The organism is Fulverythrobacter fulvus, from assembly GCF_037154085.1.
In the GTDB taxonomy this organism is placed as follows: domain Bacteria; phylum Pseudomonadota; class Alphaproteobacteria; order Sphingomonadales; family Sphingomonadaceae; genus Andeanibacterium; species Andeanibacterium fulvum.
In genome coordinates, this window is record NZ_JBANRM010000003.1 from 274167 (window position 1) to 294400 (window position 20234).

Consider the following 20234-nt stretch of genomic DNA (forward strand, 5'->3'; position numbering starts at 1 on the left):
GGTCCCGCCTAAAGGCTGGATATTTGCAATGGATCGTGCAATTTCCGTTGCGGCGCAACATTTAGAGCACGGGAAGTCATCAATGAGCAAGGCCTATAGCAACAAGGCGCTGCCCGCTGGCACGATCTTGCGCGAATGGCGCCTGGAACAGGTCCTTGGCGTGGGCGGCTTCGGTATCGTCTACAAGGGCCGGGGCATCTATTTCGACGAACTCGTCGCCATCAAGGAATACTTCCCCAGTTCGATCAGCGAGCGGGACGAGGACGCGACTGTCGTTCCCATCGATTCCGACGCCGAAGAAGTGCACGCTCTGGGCCTCAAGAAGTTCGTGGAAGAGGCCAAGCTGCTGTGGAACCTCTCCACCCCCACGCGCCACCCCAATATCGTGAGCGTGCGCAGCCTCTTCGAGATTCACGGCACCGCCTACATGGTGATGGATTTCGAGGATGGCGTCTCGCTCTCCAGACTGCTGAAGCAGGGCACCCAGTTCAACGAACAGAGCCTGACCGCGCTGATCCGCCCGATCGCCGAAGGGCTTGAGCGTGCACATCGCGTGGGCGTGCTCCACCGCGACATCAAGCCGCCGAACATCCTGGTGAACGACGATGGGCGCCCGGTGCTGATCGATTTCGGCTCCGCACGCTTCGAATCCGGGGAAGCGACCAGCACCAAGGTCACCTTCCACACCCCGCCCTATGCGGCGATCGAACAATATGTGAAGACCTACGATCAGGGCCCGTGGACCGATATCTACGCGCTGGGCGTGGTGCTTTACGAATGCATCACCGGCGAGAAGCCGCCCGAAGTGCTTGAGCGCATGCATGGCGGGCTCGGCAAGCCGCTCGCCGATAGTAACTGGCCCGGCTACAGCAAGGGCTTCCTGCGCGCGGTCGATGCCGCGATGACGATCAAGCCCAGCGAACGCCCCCAGTCGATCTCGCAATGGCTCGAACTGTTCGACCGGGGCGAAGACGCTCCCCTGCCCACCCCCGCGCCGGACGAGGAAGACGAGGACGCAACCCGCGTGTCTGCCTTCGTTTCCGCGCCGGAGGAACTGGTGCCGGTAGACCCGCCGGCCGAAGGCGTCGCCAAGGTGGAGCAGGTCGATATCGCGGTTCCCGACGATCCGAAGGACGTCAGCTTCAAACGCGCCGGTCAGGACACCAGCGCAGGCAAGAAGGTGGCCGAGGTCCCGCCGCCGCCGGTGGAAGCCAAGGCCGAAGCACCGGCGCCTGGAAAGTCGGACAAGGCCGAAAAGACAGCGGAGGCAAAGCCAGCCGCGAAGGCGGAGAGTGCGGCCACGCCTCCGAAGAAGCCCACTGCCCCTGCCGCGACGTCCGGCCCTGCCAAGAAGCTGAACCCTGCCATCATTGGCGGCGGCGCACTGGCACTGGTGCTGGCCGCAGCCGGCGGCTGGTATCTGTCCAGCGGTGACACTGCGAGCCAGACGGACGAGGCGCTGCTGACCGGCGATGCCCTGCCTACCGAAGAGGTGGTGGAAGCAGTCAGTATCGAGGACGCAAGCGGTATCGGAGAAGCGGTTCAGGCATTGCTGAACGATGCTCGCCGCCTGCGCGCCCCTGCCGCCGCGCTGAAGGGCCTGGTCGATGCGGGCCCGCTGCTTGCGACACTCGATGCCGAGCGGCAGAAGCTTACCGGCGATGCGGCCAAGGCCAAGGAAGACGAAATGGGCAAGGTGGCGCGCACCGCCGCCAGCCAGTTCGGCGCCGCGTTGGTAGCCGATGCCGATGGCCGGGCCCGCCGCCTCGCGGCTGACCTTCCCTGGGCCAATCCGCGCAGTCCCGGCGCAGCCGCCGGGGCGACGGCCGAACGGCAGAAAGTCGCAGCGGATATTCGCAGGGCATTGGGCGACATAAGGGGGGCTGCTGCGGCCTCCTCCAAGGCGACAGATACGGCGCAGGCACTGACGCTGGCCCGCCAGGCGCTCGCCCGTAACAGCGCCTATAACGCTCTGATCGGCCGGGCCTATCGCACCAAGGACGGTTCGTCGGAATCCGCCTCTGCCGCCAGCACGGGCGAAACTCAGAGCACCGCGTCGCAAAACTCCGCAAGCAGTGCAGCCGAAACGGCGCAACCCGCCGCCGCCACTACGGCAGCCCAGCCCGCAGGCCGGGGCGAAGCGGCCACCGATGCGCAAAAACGCCAGCTCAAATCCGTGGTCGACAGTGCGAAGGACATCTCAAAGCAGGTCATCCGCCTTGGCGACCGCAACAAGCCGGGCGCCAATGCCACGGACGCGCAGAAGGACGGCTATCGCACCCGTCAGGCCAATGCCAACACGGCGCGCGATTACGAGAAATATCTCGACACGCTCACCAATTCGATGCGGGGCGCCCGGACGAAGGCGGAAGCCGATCAGCTTATCAGCCAGGCGAACCAGACGAAGTCCTATCTCTCGCAGCTTCTCTCCGGCTCCAAGGCGGCCGACTGACGCGCGTTTACAGGCAGTTAGGCGGGCGGCGGTTCATCACGGAGCCCTGCCCGCTTGGCGCTCTTCCTCCATGATCCGGCTGACCATGGCGCAATAGGGGCGCAGCGAGAGATATTTCATCGCAAGGCCTGCCGTGCCGAAGATGATCGCAATCGTCACCATCGAATAACGCAGCATGGCTTCGTCCCCGAAGACGTAGTCGGTGATGAGCGACACGGCGAGCGGCGCGATGGCCGATCCGACCACACTGATCATGAACAGGTAGATCGCGTTCACCTGGCCACGGAACTCGTTGGGCGTCACGACCTGGATCGCCGCCACATAGCCCGGTGAGGCAATGCTCGAACAGAGCAGCGACACGGCCGAGCAGGCCATCGCCAGTTGCGGCGTGGGCATGAGCGGCTGGACCACGGCGAATGGCAGGGCGGAGGTCAGCCCGATCAGCGACAGGCGCAGCATCGCGCCGGGATCGCCGCGCCGGGCCAACCGCTCACCCAGCCATGCCCCGATGGCGAGGCCGACCGGGGTAGTCACCAGAGAGATCGTGCCCATCAATGGTCCGGCCGTCGCCGGTCCCCAGCCATAGGTGCGCTCGTAGAACGGAATACGCCAGTGGAGCAGCCCGGTCAGTTCGATCTGCAGCAGTGCCACGCCGGCCAGAAAGAAGCCGAAGAAACGGAAATTGCCACGAATGAAGCGCAACACTTCCAGCAGCGGCGGCTTGTCCGCGCTTCTGCGCCCGCGCCGTGCAGGCTCCCTGACGGTGAGAAGGAATATCAGCGCCACGACGATTCCGGGGGAGCCCACCAGCAGCAGCACGATCTGCCAGTCGCGGAACAATATGCCGAAAGGGCCGGCAATGTCCCTGCCCTCGAAATGGCCGAGCAGCATGCCGCCCGCAATGAGCGAAAACGCCATCCCGCCCACGATGCCCATGGAATAGAGCGACATGGCCCGCGCCAGTTTCTCGCGAGGGACAAGGTCCGAGATCATCGACAGCGCATTGGGGCCCTTGAGCGATTCGCCTGCCCCGGTGCCAGCGCGCGACAGGAAGAGATGCCAGAAATTCTGGGCGAGCGAACCCAAGGCGGTGGCCGCGCTCCAGAGGGTGATGCCGAAGGACAGGATCAACTTGCGGTTGCGTGTATCCGCAAGGCGCGAGAGCGGCAGCCCGACCATGGCATAGACCCCGGAAAAGGCGATCCCGCTGAGCAGGCCGATCTCCGTGTCGGACAGGCCAAGATCCCGCTTTATCGGCTGGATCAACAGCGAGAGAATTCCGCGATCGATGCTGTCCAGTGCGTTGATCAGGCCTAGCATCGCGATAGCATACCAAGCCACGGCTGCCTTGGGGTAAGGCGACCGCACCCCGCCTTGTAACGCACCGTATTCCGGCGCTTTTCTATCCTCTTCCATGGCCTGCGCCCCTGTTCTGACGGAGATCGTCTTCGGCAATGGCGAAGAGGGCTATCTCGCCCCGAATATATTAAGCAAGCAAATTATTAGATATCTATTGGATCGCCTCATGCGTGGCCAGAGGCGGACAAAGTCAATCTCTAGCTAATGATTTTATCACTATCTGCTAGTGTTGCATTCGTTAGCTAGATAAGTATTATGTCCTTGTCGGGCGGTGCCCGATCCGGGCTGCTGCGCGCGCTGCATCCGGTGAAACGGGCGCTGGCGGAGTCTCGTCGCCATAGCCTGCTTCAACCCGTCGGCAGGCGGACACTTGCCGCAACAACGACGGCCACCACGTGGGCGGCCGTGTGATTTCGCGCAACCACTAAACAAAACGCAGTGCCAGGGCGCTTTCGGAACACGGTCAAACGGACCGGCCGAGACCTCGGGGAAGATTTGGGAGGATGAGATGTTGAAGGGACGTTCCCTGGCCAGGCTTGGCCAGAATATATTTGCGTGTTCCAGCGTGATTGCCATCGCCGTGAGTGCCACCTCGGCACAGGCCCAGGATCAGGGCCAGAACGGGGCCACTGCACAGGCGACCGCCGCACAATATGACGATCAGGCTATCGTCGTGACCGGCTCGCGCATCGTGCGGCGGGATTATGACTCGGATTCGCCCATCGTCACGATCGCACCCGAAATGCTCGAGGATTCCGGCTCGGTCTCGCTGGACGAACAGCTCAAGGAACTGCCGCAATTCACCGGCGGCGCCGGCGCGCAGGTCAGTTCGCGCGACGTGCAGCAATTGCCCACCAACAGCCCGGGCATCGCCACGGTCAACCTGCGCGGCCTTGGCTCCAACCGCACGCTCGTGCTGCTGGACGGGCGCCGGGTCCAACCCGCCAACGCGACCATGGTGGTCGACACGAACGTCATCCCGAAGGCGGCCATTTCGGGAGTGGAAGTCATCACCGGCGGCGCCGCCTCCACCTATGGCGCGGATGCCGTGGCCGGTGTGGTGAACTTCCAGCTCAAGCGGAACTTCTCGGGCATCGACATCGACACCCAATACGGCATCACGGAACGCGGCGATGGCGGCACGTGGGACGTTTCCGCCCTTGTAGGTTCGAACTTCGCGGATGATCGCGGCAATGCGATCCTGGGCGTCAACTTCTCCGACCGCCGCGAAGTGTACGAACAGGACATTCCCTTCTTCGAACGCTCGCTGAGGGACCCCAACTTCACCGGCGGCGGCACTTTCCCGCTCTTCCCCGGCTACACCCTGTTTCCGACTGCCAACCTGGTCACTTTCGATTACGGCAGCACGAACAATTACCCCACCCAGGCGGCAATCGACGCCGTGTTCCAGAAATACGGCTATGCCGCTGGAGACGTGCCGACCGGCGCCAATACCGATCTGTTCTTCAATTCGGACGGCACTTTGTTCAGCACGGCTCCCGGCAAGATTTCCGGTAAGCCCGCCGTCAATTACAAGGGCACGGCCTATCCGGATACGCGCCTGCTGGCGAACGGTTCGCTCGCGCCCAACATCTCGACGGCCTATGCCTCGATCCCAATGCGGCGCTATTCGCTGTTCGGCCACGCCTATTACGACGTGACCGACGACATCACCCTCTACGTCCAAGGGCTGTTCAACCAGTCGGATGTGGAAACCCAGTCCACCTATTCCAGCGTGGCGGATCAGTGGGGCATCGGCGTGACTTTCGATGCGGCGACCTGCGGCGCGGCGGTGGGCCATCCGGTCCCGCAGGACCTGTGCGATGTCCTGCGCAGCCGCCCCAATCCGAACGGGCCGTGGGAACTTAACTGGCCCGCGACCTATCTCGGCCCGCAAAAGCTGAAGACGACGCTGACCACTTACGAAGTGCTGGTGGGCGCCCGCGGCAATCTGCCCTTCTCGGACTGGACCTTCGATATCTTCGCCTCGCACGGTCGCACCGGGCAGGAGACGACCTATGAGAACTTCGTCGTCCTCAGTCAGGCGCAGAAGCTGGTATCGCTGCCGAATTACGGCGCGAACTCCACCTTCTACAATCCTCGCGTGGGCCTTGATGCAAAGTGCACCAGTGGCCTCAATCCCTTCACGGTGACTGCCGTTTCGGACGATTGCCACGACCTCATTTCACCCGACCTGCACACACTGACCTGGCTGACGCAGGATCAGGTGGAAGCGAACTTCCAAGGCTCGCTCTTCGCCCTTCCGGCGGGCGACGTCCGCGCAGCAATTGGCGCCGCCTATCGCGAGAACGATTACGACTACTCGCCCGACGCAGCCTTCCGCAGCGACAATCTGACCTCGCTCACCACCGGCGTGTTCAGCGTGCTGCCGGCGAGCGGCTCGATCGACGTGAAGGAGATTTACGGCGAAGTCCTGGTTCCGGTGTTGTCCGACGTACCGGGCATTCAGGAACTGACGCTCAATGCCGGTATCCGCTATTCGGATTACAACACGGCCGGCGGCGTCACGACCTGGAAGACCACGGCCGATTGGCAGGTCGTGGACTGGTTGAAGCTGCGTGGCGGCTATCAATATGCCAACCGCGCGCCGAACATCGCCGAACTGTTCCAGCCCGGCACTTACCAGACCGTCGGCTGGGCGGATCACGATCCATGCTCCAACCTTACCCTGGCGGATTACGGCAATGTCGCGCGCAATCCGGACCGGGCGAAGGTGCAGGCGTTGTGCAACGCGATTGCGGGCACGACGAACGTGATCAACGATTCCTATGTCGGTAACCAGCCGCGCCTGTTCGTACTCGGACGCGACTATGTGGTGGGCAACCCCGATGTGAAGTCGGAAACCGCCAAGACATGGACGCTGGGCGGCGTTGTTCGCGCGCCTACGACGTCGGAATGGCTGCGCAATCTCAGCCTCTCGGTCGACTATTACAATATCCGCGTTGATGGGGCGATCCAGTCTGCCTCGACCCAGTTCGTGTATGAACAATGCTTCAACAAGGACGGGGCCAGCAACCCGACCTACGATGCGAACAACCAGTATTGCCAGCTCATCAATCGTGACTCCACGACCGGTTTCTGGCTGTCGACCACGGCGGAATACCAGAACCTCGGCATGCTCGCGACATCCGGCATCGACGCTTCGCTCGACTGGCGGGTCCCCGCTCCGGGCATCGGCGAGGAGGGTTCGGTGTTTCTCAACCTGTCCTTCAACTGGCTCGAGAAGTTCGACGTGCAGGCTGTGCCGGGCGGTTCGGTCACCCATTACAAGGGCACCAATGGCTTCGGCGCGCAGTTCGACTGGCGACTGAATACCACCCTGGGTTACGATTTCGGTCTGGGGAGCCTGTCGCTCAGCTGGCGCCACCGGCCCGAGATCCAGCCGACCGCAACGGGCTCGATCCCGGTCAAGAGCTACGACATCTTCGATCTGGCGGGCCGCGTGAAGGTGAACGACGCGCTCTCGCTGCGCTTCGGGGTGGAAAACCTGTTCGACCAGGAGCCGCCTGCCGTGGGCGCCGTTCCGGGCGGAAATTCCGCTTCCGGCACGACCGATGCGAGCGTGTACGACATTCTCGGCCGCCGCTTCTACCTCGGCATCAAGGCCTCGCTCTGATCTTGATCCCACCCGCCCTGCCCCTGCGGCAGGGCGGCCGTGGAGAGGCTGGGCAAGCCACTCACTGCTTGCTCAGGCATTGACCTCCCACGCACTGAGGCCCCGCAATGCACATTGCGGGGCCTCTTCTTTGCATAGTTCACGCAAGTCGCGTCAATCGAGCCGTTCGCAACGATAGGTGGTGCGTCCGACCTTGCAGCGATAACCGCCCATCGAAGCCTTCATGGCCGCAAATTCCGTTCCCGCATCCGGCACGCTGCGGATCGTCTCGGAAGAGGTCTGCCGCCAGACCGCGCCTTCGGCAGTGACGACGAGCAGGCTGCCCTTGCCCACCAGCTTTGCGAAGGCGACCTGGCCCTTCACTTCTTCCAGCTTGCCGGGTGAGACGGTGCGGGGTGCTTCGGCTACCGCTTGCGGCTTTTCCTTAGCGGGGCGCTGGCCGAAGGTTTCGCGCTGTTCGGTCACTTCCCGCTGCGGATCGAGCAGCCCTGCGCGGCGGAGTACCTCGTCCATGCAGGCGTGGCGCCCGGCGCTGCGATCTTCCCCGGCGCAGCGGGCAATCTCCTGCCAGTTCGCGGCCGGATCCACCCCTGCTCCCTGCGCCAGTGCCGTCCCGGCCGCCAGCAGGGCGCAGCCGCCCAGCGCCACGACATGCAATTTGCCCATATGTTCTCTCCTCCCCGGAACCCGGCGACATTTCGGCATGCACGCACCATGAGGCGCCGGCGCCGAAATTAAATCGCTTGCTAATTATTAGCAGGAGAGGAACCCGGTGCAAGGCCCGGCAGGCAACCTAGTCCTCGGTCTCGGGCAAGCCGGCGTCGAGCCGGGCCAGCAGCACTTCCAGAACCGCATTGACCTGCAGGATCTGCTCATCGGTGAACCCATCGAGCAGCCGCGCGCGCATCGCATCGGATATGGCGAAAATCTTCGCCAGTTCGGCCTCGCCATTGCCGGTCAGCCGCAACTGGTTGGTACGCCGGTCATTGGGATCGGGCAGGCGCTCCACCAAGCTGTCCTTCTCGAGCGAATCCAGCATGCGAGTGAGCGTGGGCCCTTCGATCCGCAGACGCCGCGCAATATCCACCTGCGGGCTGAGCGGCGGGGAATTGAGGATGGCGGACATCGCCTCCATTCTGGCCGAGCTTTGATCGATCGGACGCAGTTTCTCGTCGAGCAGGGAACGCCAGCGCCGCGCGGTCAGCACCATATGCACGGTCAGCCGGATTTCCGGCGTGGATCGCCCTTCGCGATAGAGAGTGAAGCTGCTCTTCACCCCTCGCCTGCGCTTTGCCCCGCCATCTGAGGTCATAGCCTGCCCAATCCAGCCTTTCGCCTGCCGACGCCGCGCGCCATCCGCGCATCGCAAGCCCATACGCCTGTCCGGAATGGATGGAAGTGCCTATCGCCCGGTACTTAGCAAACGAACCAGATTGCTACACCTGTCTGGAAATCCGCAGCCCGGCAATCTGCCGTTCCTGCGGCACTTAATTTGTTCGCTAATCCATGCATTTCTAATGATTGAAGCGAAATACCGCTGCCCGACCTGCCGCATTGCGTTCCCCCGTCTCTCCGCAGTAGAGCGCCTTCGATTTGAGGAGAGGCAATACGATGATTACCGTTTATCACGTCCCCCACACCCGTTCGCTGCGCGTGCTCTGGCTGATGGAAGAGCTGGGCGAGGAATACCGGATCGAGAAGCTGGGTTTCCCGCTGCCGCCCGAATATCTTGAGATCAATCCGGCAGGCACCGTGCCCGCAATCGACGATGACGGCATTCGCATGGGCGAGTCCCTGGCGATCCTGCAATATATCACCGGACGCCGCCTGCCGCAGGCGATCGGGATCACTGTCGGCCCGAACCCGGAGCCGGCCGATTATGCGACCCACCTCCAGTTCCTCCATTATGGCGAAGCGAGCCTTACCTCGGCCGTGTCCGTCATTTTCCGCACGGTGAAGCTGGCGCCGGAAGGCGAGAAGGACAATTTCAGCGTCCGCGATCTCAAGGCCGCCTTCGGCCGCCGCCTGGCCCTGCTGAACGCCCATATGGACGACGATCGCGAGTGGATCATGGGCGACAAGTTCACCATCGCCGACATCTCGGTCGGCTACCCGCTGATGGTCGCCCAGATGCTGGACATGGGCGACATGCTGTCCGACAAGGTTGCCGCCTATGTCGAACGGCTGAAAGCCCGCCCGGCCTATCAGCGCGCGATTGCCAAGTAAGCTTCGCAATGCACCGGCAGGCCTTGCATCGCGCGGCCTGCCGGGGTTCAAGGGCGCATCGACTCGAGCCGGATTCGAAGTCTCAAGGGGGAGTTAGGCAAATGGGGCACAAGCAGGCGAAGTATCGCAGGGAAACGCGCATGGCGCTGGGCATCGCGGCCAGCATCACCGCGCTGGCAGCCGCCAGTCCGGCCGCCGCCAAGGATTGCGGCGAACTGGTGGGGCTCAAGCTCGACAAGGGCACCGTCACTTCCGCTCAGCTCGTCGCGCCCGGCGCCTTCGAACAGCCGGCCGCCCCCTTCGGCCCGCCTCCGGGCGTTGCCAATGCCGCCTACAAGAACCTGCCTGCCTTCTGCCGGGTACAGGCAACGCTTACCCCGACTGCGGATTCCGACATCAAGGTGGAAGTGTGGCTGCCGGCCAGCGGCTGGAACGGCAAGTTCGTGGGCATCGGCAATGGCATCTGGGCAGGCCAGCTCAGCTATTCCCAGCTCGGCGATCCGCTCTCGCGCGGTTATGCCGTGGCCACGACCGATACCGGCCATACGGGCAGCGGCCTGACTGCCGAATGGGCCATCGGCCATACGCAGAAGCTGATCGATTTCGGTCACCGCGCCGTGCACGGCATGACCGTGACGGCCAAGGCCGCAATCAAGGATTTCTACGGCAAGGGGCCTAGCTTCTCCTATTGGAACAGCTGCTCCACGGGCGGCCGTCAGGGCCTGATGGCAGCCTTCCGCTACCCTGAGGATTACGACGCGATCTCGGCCATGGCGCCTGCCAATCCGATGACGCAGTTGATGACCCAGTCGATGTGGGCCGGCTTCCAGTCGCAACGCACGCCCAAGTCGAAGCTGACGCCGCAGGCGCTGTCTCTCACGCACAAGGCAGCGGTTGCGCAGTGCGACAAGCTGGACGGGCTGGAAGACGGGCTGATCTCGCGCCCCGACGCCTGCACATTCGATCCCGCCGAACTGCTGTGCACGTCCGGCGCGGGCGACAGCTGCCTCAATGCCGATCAGGTTACTGCCATGCGCGCCATCTATGAAGGCGTGAAGGAACCGCGTTCCGGCCAGATCCTGTTCCCCGGCTGGCCGCGCGGATCGGAACTGCAGCTTGCCGCGCTGACGGGCGGCGATGCGCCCTTCCCCGTGGCACTCACCTATATGAGCATGCTGGTCTTTGCGGACCGGCCGAACTGGGACTGGCGCAGCTTCGATTATGGCGCGGATTCCAGCCGCGCACATTTCTACGGCAAGGATATCCTCGACGTCACGCCGGCGGATTTGCGTCCCTTCTTCGCGCGCGGCGGCAAGCTGCTGCTCAGCCATGGCTGGTCCGACGGACTGATCCCCGCCAACAACACGGTGGAATTCTTCAGCTCTCTCTATCGCGTCCTGCCGGCCGATCAGGCGAAGGATCAGGTCCGCCTGTTCATGGCCCCCGGCATGGATCACTGCTCCGGCGGCGAAGGGCCTTCCTCCTTCGATACGCTGGGCGTGATCGACGATTGGGCAACCAGTGGGAAGGCTCCGCGCCGCATTATCGCCTCGCGCGTCGCCGCCCCGGCAATGGGCCCCGGTCCGGCCGCTCCGGCCCTGCCGCCGATGACCCGTCCGCTCTGCCCCTATCCGCTGGTGCCGACCTACAAGGGCTCCGGCGACAAGGCGGATGCAAAGAACTTCGACTGCAAGGCAGCCCCGCAGGCCTGAGAATGAATGAAAGGCGCGGCCGGGCCAGCCCCGCCGCGCCTTTCAGGCAAATTCGTCGGCCAGTTCCGGCTCGATCCGTTCACCTACGATGCGGGGGGCCGTTTCCCGCAGGAACAGCGCCGTGATACCGCCGAGGATCACCAGCACGATCAGGAACCAGAGCGGCGCCTGAAGGTCGTACAGGTCCGACAGCCAGCCCGCGATAAACGGTGCGAAGACTCCGCCCAGGATTTCGCCCACCCCCATCACCAGCCCCATGGCCGTGGCCACCTGTCGCGGCCCAACGGATTCGGTCGGCACTGTGGCCATGAACATCGGGAAGATGCCGTTGAACATCCAGCCGACGAAGAAGATGAGCCCCAGGATCGCCACCGGCCCATCGAAATAGAGTGCGCCGAGCGGCAGGATCACCCCGACAAAGCTGCTGACCACCATCACTGGTTTGCGGCCGACAAAGTCCGAGATGGCGGTGACGATGAAGCTGGCGAGGAAGGATGAGACGCCCAGCACCGCCATCAGCCCGGCAGCCGTTTTGTCGTCGATGCCGCGATATTGCACCAGCACCAGCGGCATGAAGGCCCAGGTTACGACAAGGTAGGAAACCAGCAGCACCGCCATCACCGTGCAGGCCAGAACGTTGCGATTGGTCAGCACTTCGGCCACCGGCGCCCGCTCGCCCGCCTTTCGGGGTGCTGCCTTGGGCACCGGTCGTTCCACCACGAACAGCACGATCAGCAGCGCCGAGATCAGCCCCGGCACGGCGGCGAGGAAAAACGCATCGCGCCAGCCCCAGGCGAGCGCCACAGGCACCAGAACCAGCGGTGCGACAGTGGAGCCAAGCAGGCTCGATCCGACGTTCTGCGTCACTCCCATGGCCAGTGCGCGCCATTTGGGCGTGACCTCTGCGGCAACCATCGCATGGCTGATCGGCATGACACCGCCCTCGGACAGGCCCATCACCAGCCGCGCGCCCAGCAACATGAGGAAGGAGGAGGCAAAGCCCGAGACGACCGAGCAGGCCGAAAACAGCAATGTGGAAAGGACGATCAGGATCTTGCGCTTGCCCGCCTTGTCGGAAAGCCAGCCGACGAAGATCGCCGCGACCGCCCAGGTGAGCGACAGGGCCGAGCCCAACATGCCGACCTGCGTGTAGCTCAGCCCCAGTTCGGGCTGCACGAAAGGCATCAGGAAATTGAGCGCATTCCGGTCAAAGAACAGGATACCGAAATTGAGGCACAGGAGAGTGACGAGGAGGACCTGATAAGTGCCCGAAGAACGCCGCGCTTCCATCGATCCCCCTCTCCCCCGTTTCAGGCCCCGCCTCTGCCTCAGTCGGGCATTTTGCAGGCGAAGCTTGACGCCTTGTCCGGATCTCCGCCGGTATAGTGCGCATAGGCAGGATAAGGGCAAAGCGGCCTGCTGGCCACTGCCGGGTTCTTGCGGTGGGCAATCACTTCCTGCGGTGCCTTGCCCTGTTCCACCCAGTCCACCAGCTTGCCCAGCATATCGAACTGGTCATAGGCATTGCCGCCCTGGCAGTGGAGCATGCCGGGGACCATGTAGAACCGGCTGGCATCGGTGAAAGCCTGCCCGTTGGTGGCCTGTGCGCGCTGGTACCAGTCCCAGGTGGCAAAGGGCGAGAACCAGAAATCCGATACGCCGTGGAAGAACATGATCTTGCCGCCGCGATCGAGATAGGTGTTCAGGTTCGTCCAGTAATTCGTGTCGGTCAGGCGCTGGGCTGCATCCTGGCGGATGGCATGTATACGCGCGTCCAGGTCGATACTGGTGGCCGTGCTCGGCGGGCCGAACGGGCCCGGCCCGCCCGTGGGGAGATAGCCCATCGGGGTCGACATGATGCCCGTATCGGCGGCCATGCGCGTGTAGATCGGGAAGCCTGCCTTGTCGCTCGGACCGGCAAGGCCAAGCTCCAGCGCGCGCACTTGCCCGGCGCTGAGGCAGCCATCCTTCTTCGCGCCCGTGCATTGCAGCTTGGCGGGCTTGAAGTCGCACTTGGCGACATTTTCGATCATGCCGTCCTTCAACCCATCCAGCGCATCGCACTGGTCGAGAATGCCGTTGAGCAAGGTGGTCCGGTCTGCCGCGGTGAGTATCTGCGTGAAGTCCGGCTTGCCGTCGGTGCCTAGCGGCGCGGCCTGGTTGAACAGCACCTGCGTATATTCCACGCCGAGATTGGAATCCCCCGTGCGCATGGCAGGCGCGCCCACGATGATGCCATCGAACAGTTCGGGATAGCGCTGCGAGGCAAGCATGCCCTCGCGCCCACCAGTGGAGCAGCCGGTCATATAGCTGTGGTCGGCAGGCTTGCCGTAATAGCTCTGCGTCACCTGCTTGCCGAGCAGGGCCACGGTACGGACCGAGCTTTCGGCGAAATCCAGCGCCGCGCGCTGATCGGCCATGAAGCTGTCATCGAACACCACGCCCTGATGGCCGCTATCGCTGGAAATCACGGCAAAGCCGCGCGCCAGTGCCGGGCGACCGTCCGACGCCACCGGGCCGGTGGGGGGCAGTACCGAACCGTTGAGCCCGCCCCCGCCCTGCAGCAGGAAGCGGCCGCTCCAATCGTCAGGCAGGGCCATGGCGAAGCGGATGCCGTAAGTCTTGCCGCCCGCGCCCTTGCGTTCATTCACCACGCCTTCCACCCGGCAATGGGCGGGCAGGCCGGCAACGGTCCAGCCATTGGGATCGACGAAATCCTTGCCCGATGCATCGACATGGGTCGCAGAAGTGATCCGCACGTCCGGCCCCAGAACCGTGGCAGCGAATGCCGCACAGGCGGGCGCCTTGCCCGATGCCGTAGAAGTGTTGGCGGCGGGAGCCGTATTGCCCATGGTGAAGGCAGTGCCCGCCAGCAAAAGGGCACAACCGCCCAGCTTCCAGGACTTCATCGTCACTTCCTCCCCCATCGTGCCCTTTTCGGGCCGGTCTCTGTCTGACCCGGTTCATTCCACGATGAAGGATGGCATGCAAGCGCGAGGCAACGTTGTCCCGCATTTTGCGGGAACTGAGCCGCGCGCGATCGCGGGGTTGGGAACGGAAGGGGCGGGGCAGCACCCTTCCGTTCCCACAAGCTCAGAAGCCGATGCGCAGATTGCCGCGCACGGCTAGGGCCGTATTGCCGAAGCGGTCCTCGGCGCTCACTTCGCCGCCCATCGTGTAGCCGGAATCCCCGCCCACGGCCCGCAGCCGGGCATACCAGCCGCTGGTGGTCTGCTCAGGGTCCAGCGTGAAACTCTGGCCGCCTTCGAAACGGGCCGTGGTGGAACCGAGCGATCCGGCAACGATCTGGCGCCAGCCGCCTTCGGCTTCGACGCGGAACCAGTTCCAGTCGTATCGGCTGTTGCCCGAGAAATCGAGGCCCAGCGTCATCCCGCCATTGACCGCAAGTTCATCGGAGGTGCGCTCGTCGACGATCAGGTTGAAGCCCTTGCCGCCACCCGTGTCGGAATAGCCGTCTTCCTTCAGGCGGATATAGTCGAAGGTCACGGTCGGCCGGTAGAAGAACGATCCGCCGCCTTCCCACGAGGCGCCGCCGCTGAAAGTGACGAGATCGCCGTCCCACTCGCGCGAGGCAGTGCGCTGGATAGTCTTGTCGCCCGCCTTGCCTGCGAAAAGGCGGCTGCCATTGAAGCTGGCAAGGCCATAGGACCCGCGTGCCCAGGCATTGAAGCTATCCCATTGCCCGCGCCAATAGGCCGCGAGTTCATAGGTATTGGATTTGACCGTATTGTCGGAACCGCCGCTGTCATAATCGTTGGACAGCCAGCCCAGCGAGAGGCCGATGCTGCCCAGGCCGGTCTGGATTTCGCCTGCGGCGGAGAAGCCGTACCCGCCCAGATCGTAGGCTGCCGTATCGCGCTCGTCCTTCTTGGCGTTCCAGGCCGCCGCGCTCAGGATGATGTCGATCCCTCCGGCGGAATAGACCGGGCCATAGGGATCGGCGATCTGCTGGCCGAAGGTCCGGCTGCCCAGGCTGATCGAAGAGAACGCCCCGCCTGCATGATCGGGCAGCATCTGGCGAACCTGATTGCGGACCTGGTCGGCATTGGTGAGGCCCAGGAATACGCTCTCAACCTCGTCATCCTGCGCAAGCGCGGCGTAGATCGCATTATAGGCCGTGCTCTGGGAGCGATTGAGGCCGAGTTCCGTCGTAGTGCGGCGGACAACATCGACGGCCAGCTTGTTCGGCCCTGCATCCGCCGCGAGCGTGCCCTTGAAAATGTAAGGCATGAGGTCGGACTTGGTCGTGATGTTGGAGGCGCCCGTCAGCGTTCCTGCCTGCAGGATCGTGTAGCGCCCTTCGGCATTCGTCGTATCGGACAGGCGCAGATAGAGCTGCGATCCGCTGGCGAAGCTGGCAGTGCCCGCGACATTATAGGCCGTCCCCTCGCCCGCTGTCTTGTCGAGCGTGGCAACCAGAATACCGGTACCCCCCACATTGAGCGAACCGATCGAGGCAGGCGTCGAGACATCCAGCACCCCGCCGTTCAGCGTCACCGCGAGATTGCCGGAATTGACCAGCGATCCCTTGAACAGGGACGTCGCGCCAAGCGTCAGCGTATCGGCGCCGCCGCCGAAATCGGCCACGCCATCGAACACCGCCGTATTGCCGAGCGTGATGCTGTCCGCCCCGCCGCCGAACAAGGCCTTACCCTGGAACACGGCATCGCCGGACAGGGCAAAGCTGTTATTGCCCTCGCCGAAATAGACATTCCCCTTCACGAGGCCGTCGGCCACGCTGAACACGTCGCTATTGCTGCCAAAGCGCACGTCGCCCAGGATTTGCGGGGCAGCGACGCCCGAGCCGACTGCGAGTTGCTTGACGACCACCCCGGTCGTGTTCGCGGAAAGGTCGATCGCGATGTTGCGGGTGGAACTTGCCGCGGCACCGCTTGCGGAAATGATGCCGGAATTCTCGATCAGGACAAGGCTGCCCGATTTGTCGAGGATCGCGGTCGCATGACCGCCTTCGCCTCCGGCAATCGCCTTGATTGTCCCGCTATTGCTGATCGCGGGCAGATTGGCGCCGACGTCGATCTGGATCGCGACGCTCTTGGAGGCATCGTCCGTACCGCCAGTGGCAGAGACCGTCCCGGAGACCTGCAGGATCGGAACGGACGCCCCGGCACCGAAACGCAAGCCGGTTGCGCTGGCACCCTTGGAGATGGCGGAAATGGTTCCGGAGACCGACATGCCGTTCGCAACGCTGACCGCGCCGCCCTGGCCGCCGATCACCATGCCGCTGGCGCTGACACCGCTATAGACGCCATTGCCGGCGACCGTGCCCTGGATCTGCACGCCATAGGCACTGCCAGCGCCCACCACCGGGCCGATAGCAATATCATCGCCATTCGCGCCGATGACGAAAGCCGGAGCAGCGCCATAGGAGATGACGGAGGCAGAGCCTTCCTTGGCGTCCTCGATCCCGTCGTCGTCTTCGTCATTATCGGTCGAGCTTGCATCCTTGGGCGGCACAGCCAGCACGATCCCGCCGGACACATTGCCCGCCACGACCAGCGCCGGGCCGCCCTGCAGCAGATCGTCCGCATCGAGTTTGGAAGTATCGCTCGGCGCGCTGGTCTTGCGATAGCCGGTGGATGTGATCGTGCCCTGCACCACCAGTGCGCCGGCGATGTCACCGGTGAATTCGGCGCCGACGGCATCCTTGCCAGTTGCGGAGACGGTGCCCGCCAGCCGGACATTGCCGGTAACGTCGCCTGCATGAACACCCACGCTGCGGTCGCCCGTGACAAGCGTCTTGCCGTCATGCGTGAACGCCCCGTTCTGCGGACCGCCCAGCCAGATGCCGGCTGAATCGTTGCCTTCCACCGTGATCACGCCAGTGGCCGAATTGGTGATCGCGCCGGTATGCACACCATCGGTGCGGATGCCGAAGCGGTTCGAACCCTGGGCGAAGGGACCGTCGAGATCCCCGTCATTGTCGCTGTCGGTGGGAGTGTAGCTCTCGTCCACCGTGATCGCGCCGCTGTTCACGATTGCGCCATTGGTCCCGTCCGTGGCGCGAATGCCCACTGCGTCGCCGGCATTGGCGATCGCCACCGTGCCCTGATTGGTCACGGCATGGCTGGAATCCATCGTCACGGCGGTGCCGCCCGCCGGCTTGACCGAGCCGGTCGACGCGATGGTCACGGCATCGGCGGAGCCATTATTCGCGGTGGAGGTGCGAACCGGCGTCGTTACCGCGGTCGAAATGGTGGTCGCCGCTGCAGGCGCGGCAAGGAATGCGGCGACCACTGCCGAAGCGGCAGTGGAAACCAGAAGGTTACGGGACATGGGTTGCTCCAGCTCTGTCTTCGAACTGCAGACGGAGGCCTTGTGCAGCAACCTTGGCGGAGCAGAGAAAAATTTGCGGGAGGCGCCGAACGCATCCAGCCTAGAAGGCTGCGTCGAGCCCCAGACGAACGGTACGCGGGCGCAGCGGCGTGATCTGGTCCCGCCCGATGGCAAAGGGTGTGCCTAGCGCGAAGCGGTTACCTTCCTCGTCGGTGAGGTTAGTGACGCCCAGTGTCACACCCATATGGTCATTGCCGACGCGCACGGTCAGGCCGCTATCGAGATAGTCGCCCTGCTCCTCGCCCAGTTCCGGGCCCACCCCAAGGCGGGACTTGCCGACATAGCTCGCCCAGCCCTGTGCGGTGAGATAAAGATCGTCGCTGATCTCGCGGTCGTAATTGAACCCGATCCGCCCGGCGAAGCGCGCGATGTTAGGCACCTGGCTGATCCGCCCGGTATTGGCATCCTGCAACGGCGGCCCGAACACCGGAGAGCCGATCGCGGTGCCGAATGTCAGGTCCAGCATGCGCGAAGGATCGTCCACACGGCTGTCATTATAGGTCAGGCCCGCATCGACGCGCAGTTCCGGCGTGAGCGCCACACTGCCCTTCACGCTGGCCGACCAGATATGCCCGTCGCCAATGTTGGCAGTGGTAGGGAAGCCCGAACTGTCGATGTAGTCGGCCTGGATATCGGTCCAGCGCGTATAGGAGATGTTGGCGGAAAGATCGAACGGACCTCGCCCCGGATGGCCGTGACGAACCCCGAATTCGAAAGTGGAGATGTGGTCGTTCTTGAAGCGAGTAACGATATCCCCTGCAATCGCCAGCCCGCCCGGTCGAAAGCCTTCCTGATAACGCAGATAAAGCGATGTCTCCGGCAACACGGTTGCCACCAGCGAGGCTGAGGGCAGGAAGGCGCTCTCCTTGCGGTCGGCCGTCACTGCAGCGAGCAGGTCGGCCTTTTCCGCGGTCAGGCTGGCAAGGGCGATGTCCTCGCCATCGCCGCTCAGCCAGGAATGGGTGAATCGCCCGCCTGCGGTGGCGACGAGGCTTGGTGACAGCCGATAGCTGGCCTCGCCATAGAGCGTGAACTCGTCCACCGCGTTGCGTACGCCGGTGGTGGAAGCAAACACCTCCGGATTGCCGAGCGTGCGCGTCAGTTTGGTGTCGTTGCTGGTGAAGCTGGCGCCGAACAGCCAGCCGAAACGCTCGCCCAAGGGCTGCCAGATGCGGGTCTCGTTGGCGATCATGTCCGTCTCGTTCTTCTGGACGAACAGGCGCGGATCGCCATCGGGCGGGGTAGCGTCATAGCGCTCCTCCAGTTCCTGCCCGGTAATGCCGGTGGAACTCTTGAAGCGGATATCCCCGAACTCGCGCGAGATTACGATCTGGCCCTGAGCATAATCGGCGTCGAAACCTTCGCCCACCCGCGCGGCGCGAGTCAGCGGCGGGCCATCGCGGTCGGCATATTGGCTGTCATGCCCGGAGGTCGTCTGGCCAATGCCGATCAGATCGACCGTCCAGTCCTCTCCCACTTCGAAGCGCAGGGCGGCACGCCCGCCCAGGACATCCGTGCGATTAACGTCCTTGCGGCCAAGCAACGGCTTGTCGATGTAGCCGCCGCGCGTTTCCGCATCGGCGGAGATGCGCAGAGCCACCGCCTCGCCGATGGGCAGGTTGAGCATCGCGCTCGCATCGCCGCCCAGCGCGCCGTGCTGGGTCGCGCTGCCCCCGACCATGCCCGAGCCGCTGGTCACGCCGGTTTCCGGCGCCTTTGGCACCATGCGCAGAATGCCGCCCAACGCCCCCGCGCCGTACAGTGTGCCCTGCGGCCCTTCGAGGATTTCCACCCGCTCGAGGTCCGACAGGCGAAGGTCCGGGTCCGGGGCATTGTAGCTGAGGCGCAGGTCACCGAAATACTGCCCGACCGTAGCCTGCGTCGGCCCGGTGAAGCTGGAATCGGCAATGCCGCGAATAAACAGCTTGTTGCGTCCGCTACCCAGATGAGTGGAGGACACCGTGGGCGCACGCTCGATGATCTTTTCCGTGCCGCCTGTGCCGCCAAAGGTCAGATCCTTGCCGTCGATCATTTCCACCGCGCCGGGATAGAGCGCCAGCTCGATATCCCGTTTGGAACCGATCACGACGATATCCTGCGACGGAGCCTGCCGGGGCGGCGGCGCAGCCTTGCGCGGGTTTCCGCTGCGTCCGGCAGAGGGACGCGCAGCACTACGCCGGGGCTTGGCATCAGCCACCAGCCGCCAGCCGGAAGTGCCCGCCGGGATCGCCTTGGCACCCAGTGCCTTCGCCAGCTTTTTCACGGCCTCGGCGGGAGAATATTTGCCCTTGATCGCCGGGACCTGCCGATTGGCCAGCGCAGGATCGGCCAGCACGATGCTGGTGCCAGTCTGGCGCGCGATCGCCACGGCCGCATCGCCGCCACGGCCCGCAGGCGCGCTGACGGCCACGTCCCGCGCATGGGCGGGCGTGGAGATCAGTGCCGCAAGGGCCAGGAGGGCGTAACGCCGCAT

At 64.0% G+C, this 20234-nt stretch carries 11 protein-coding genes; 4 read left to right on the plus strand and 7 right to left on the minus strand.

The features are described from left to right. Positions 1 to 82: 82 nt before the first annotated feature. Complete coding sequence (locus WFP36_RS11040; RefSeq protein WP_336980495.1) at positions 83 to 2452, plus strand: serine/threonine protein kinase; 2370 nt, start codon at positions 83 to 85, stop codon at positions 2450 to 2452. 36 nt (positions 2453 to 2488) lie between these two features. Here the strand turns inward: WFP36_RS11040 and WFP36_RS11045 are convergent, their stop codons facing one another. Then, positions 2489 to 3868: a spinster family MFS transporter gene (locus tag WFP36_RS11045; protein WP_336980497.1), complete on the minus strand. Its 1380-nt coding sequence runs from the start codon at positions 3866 to 3868 to the stop codon at positions 2489 to 2491. A gap of 508 nt (positions 3869 to 4376) precedes the next feature. On the opposite strand from WFP36_RS11045, the gene WFP36_RS11050 reads away from it, so the two are divergent. Continuing rightward, positions 4377 to 7448, plus strand: a complete 3072-nt coding sequence (locus WFP36_RS11050) for a TonB-dependent receptor domain-containing protein (protein ID WP_336980499.1) — start codon at positions 4377 to 4379, stop codon at positions 7446 to 7448. 153 nt (positions 7449 to 7601) lie between these two features. On the opposite strand, the gene WFP36_RS11055 is transcribed toward WFP36_RS11050, so the two are convergent. Further along, complete coding sequence (locus WFP36_RS11055) at positions 7602 to 8114, minus strand: hypothetical protein (protein ID WP_336980501.1); 513 nt, start codon at positions 8112 to 8114, stop codon at positions 7602 to 7604. A gap of 127 nt (positions 8115 to 8241) precedes the next feature. Next, positions 8242 to 8760: a MarR family winged helix-turn-helix transcriptional regulator gene (locus WFP36_RS11060; protein WP_336980503.1), complete on the minus strand. Its 519-nt coding sequence runs from the start codon at positions 8758 to 8760 to the stop codon at positions 8242 to 8244. A 299-nt stretch (positions 8761 to 9059) separates the two neighbouring features. On the opposite strand from WFP36_RS11060, the gene WFP36_RS11065 reads away from it, so the two are divergent. Continuing rightward, positions 9060 to 9674 carry a glutathione S-transferase family protein gene (locus WFP36_RS11065; RefSeq protein ID WP_336980505.1) on the plus strand — a complete coding sequence of 205 codons (615 nt, stop codon included), beginning with the start codon at positions 9060 to 9062 and terminating at the stop codon, positions 9672 to 9674. A 101-nt stretch (positions 9675 to 9775) separates the two neighbouring features. Then, positions 9776 to 11386 carry a tannase/feruloyl esterase family alpha/beta hydrolase gene (locus WFP36_RS11070; protein WP_336980506.1) on the plus strand — a complete coding sequence of 537 codons (1611 nt, stop codon included), beginning with the start codon at positions 9776 to 9778 and terminating at the stop codon, positions 11384 to 11386. Between the two features lie 42 nt (positions 11387 to 11428). Here WFP36_RS11070 and WFP36_RS11075 read toward each other — a convergent pair whose 3' ends face one another. The 4 genes from WFP36_RS11075 to WFP36_RS11090 all read right to left on the minus strand — a co-directional run bounded on the left by WFP36_RS11075 (position 11429) and on the right by WFP36_RS11090 (position 20234). Further along, a complete protein-coding gene (locus tag WFP36_RS11075) occupies positions 11429 to 12676 on the minus strand; it encodes an MFS transporter (protein ID WP_336980507.1) in 1248 nt (415 codons plus the stop codon). A 38-nt stretch (positions 12677 to 12714) separates the two neighbouring features. Then, positions 12715 to 14295: a tannase/feruloyl esterase family alpha/beta hydrolase gene (locus WFP36_RS11080; RefSeq protein ID WP_336980509.1), complete on the minus strand. Its 1581-nt coding sequence runs from the start codon at positions 14293 to 14295 to the stop codon at positions 12715 to 12717. 184 nt (positions 14296 to 14479) lie between these two features. Beyond that, the gene (locus tag WFP36_RS11085) at positions 14480 to 17701 is read right to left on the minus strand and encodes an autotransporter outer membrane beta-barrel domain-containing protein (protein WP_336980511.1); all 3222 of its coding nucleotides are present in this window, start codon (positions 17699 to 17701) and stop codon (positions 14480 to 14482) included. Between the two features lie 100 nt (positions 17702 to 17801). Beyond that, complete coding sequence (locus tag WFP36_RS11090; protein ID WP_336980513.1) at positions 17802 to 20234, minus strand: TonB-dependent receptor; 2433 nt, start codon at positions 20232 to 20234, stop codon at positions 17802 to 17804.

Bases quoted from the DNA above. Each gene is read 5' to 3' on its own strand.
- WFP36_RS11040 (WP_336980495.1), top strand. From the start codon at position 83: ATGAGCAAGGCCTATAGCAACAAGGCGCTGCCCGCTGGCACGATCTTG.
- WFP36_RS11045 (WP_336980497.1), bottom strand. From the start codon at position 3,868: ATGGAAGAGGATAGAAAAGCGCCGGAATACGGTGCGTTACAAGGCGGG.
- WFP36_RS11055 (WP_336980501.1), bottom strand. From the start codon at position 8,114: ATGGGCAAATTGCATGTCGTGGCGCTGGGCGGCTGCGCCCTGCTGGCG.
- WFP36_RS11060 (WP_336980503.1), bottom strand. From the start codon at position 8,760: ATGACCTCAGATGGCGGGGCAAAGCGCAGGCGAGGGGTGAAGAGCAGC.
- WFP36_RS11065 (WP_336980505.1), top strand. From the start codon at position 9,060: ATGATTACCGTTTATCACGTCCCCCACACCCGTTCGCTGCGCGTGCTC.
- WFP36_RS11070 (WP_336980506.1), top strand. From the start codon at position 9,776: ATGGGGCACAAGCAGGCGAAGTATCGCAGGGAAACGCGCATGGCGCTG.
- WFP36_RS11075 (WP_336980507.1), bottom strand. From the start codon at position 12,676: ATGGAAGCGCGGCGTTCTTCGGGCACTTATCAGGTCCTCCTCGTCACT.
- WFP36_RS11080 (WP_336980509.1), bottom strand. From the start codon at position 14,295: ATGAAGTCCTGGAAGCTGGGCGGTTGTGCCCTTTTGCTGGCGGGCACT.
- WFP36_RS11085 (WP_336980511.1), bottom strand. From the start codon at position 17,701: ATGTCCCGTAACCTTCTGGTTTCCACTGCCGCTTCGGCAGTGGTCGCC.
- WFP36_RS11090 (WP_336980513.1), bottom strand. From the start codon at position 20,234: ATGCGGCGTTACGCCCTCCTGGCCCTTGCGGCACTGATCTCCACGCCC.